Source organism: Clostridium sp. UBA5119 (assembly GCF_002414285.1).
Taxonomy (GTDB): Bacteria; Bacillota; Clostridia; order Clostridiales; family Clostridiaceae; genus Clostridium_J; species Clostridium_J sulfidigenes.
On record NZ_DHYX01000077.1, the window covers coordinates 8,687 to 10,068 of the forward strand.

Below are 1,382 nucleotides of genomic sequence, written 5' to 3' on the forward strand. Positions count from 1 at the left end.
GATATAAATTTACAGCTTCTATATTCTTTTTATCACATTTAAGATATATTTTACTATTACCAAGATCATGAGCTATATTCACTATATATTTAAGTAACTTCTTTCCATAACCTTTACCTCTATATTCAGGCAAAATTCCAAAGTTAGCTATATAAATTTTTGAATCTTTTTTTATTAATTGTCCATACCCTACATGAACCCCTTTATGTTTAATAAAAATACATCCTTCTGGAATATAATAATTTTGATATTTTTCATATATAATATCCTCTTTATTTATAGACTGTCTATTAGCTGAATCAAAAACTTTATTCTGAATTAAACACCTATATTTTTCATCTTTTCCTTCTTTAAATGTTGCAAAAGAAATATTTTCATCATTATTTTGTTCTTCATAGGAACTTATATCTCTTTTCATTTCAATAATAGCTCTTTCTACACTAAATCCTAGTTCAATCAATAAAGTTGTATTCAAGTTATTATTTTCACTAATTATAATTGAATTACAACTATTGAAAAACTTAAAAACTTCTTTATAATACTCAAAAGTACTATATTCAGGAATAAACTTTATACAGTGTATTTTATATACTTGATATTGAAGTTTACTATACCATAAAAACCCTATATATTTTTGTTGAGATTTTATATACTTGATATTTTTTCCCAAAAGAAGTTTTTTAAATATATTCTTATTTGTACATATGTCTATGAGTTCTTCTTTATACTCATTAGTAATATCAAACTCATTTATAAAATTAAAATTTGAATTATTTAATGTTTCTAATCTATACATAAATCCATCTACCTCATACTTTTGAATCTATATATATATTATAATCCAAATTTAAATAATATAACCATTTTTAGTATATTTATTTTTATTTAAAATAGAAGATACACCAGTATAGTGTATCTTCTAAAAATTTTTATGCTTCTAAATCTTTAATGCTAAGTCCAATTTTCTTTCCTTCAGCATCTACTTGAGTTATAACAGCTTTTACGATCTCTCCAATTTTTAAAACATCTTCAATTTTTTCAACTCTCTCACTAGAAATTTGAGATATGTGGACTAACCCATCTATCCCTTCTTCTAATTCAACAAATGCTCCAAATGGTGCAAATCTTACTACTTTTCCAGCAACAACATTTCCTGTTGGATATTTTTCATTAATATTATTCCATGGATTTTCGCTTAACATTTTAACACTTAGAGCTAATTTGTTATTTTCTCTATCAACTTCTAAAACACCAACTTTAATAATCTGACCAACTTTAAATAATTTTGATGGGTTATTAACTTTATTCCAAGACATTTCTGAACTGTGTAATAAACCATCTATACCATTAATTTCTACAAAAGCTCCAAAAGCAGTTAATCA

Annotated in this window: 1 protein-coding gene and 1 pseudogene; both read right to left on the reverse strand. The window is 24.1% G+C overall.

Translation table 11 applies throughout. From position 1 onward, the window contains the following. On the reverse strand, positions 1-796 hold a 796-nt coding region (locus tag B2671_RS11960; RefSeq protein ID WP_346870628.1), incomplete at its 3' end, for a GNAT family N-acetyltransferase. Between the two features lie 133 nt (positions 797-929). Beyond that, positions 930-1,382: pseudogene (locus tag B2671_RS11965) on the reverse strand (S1 RNA-binding domain-containing protein); the annotation flags it as partial.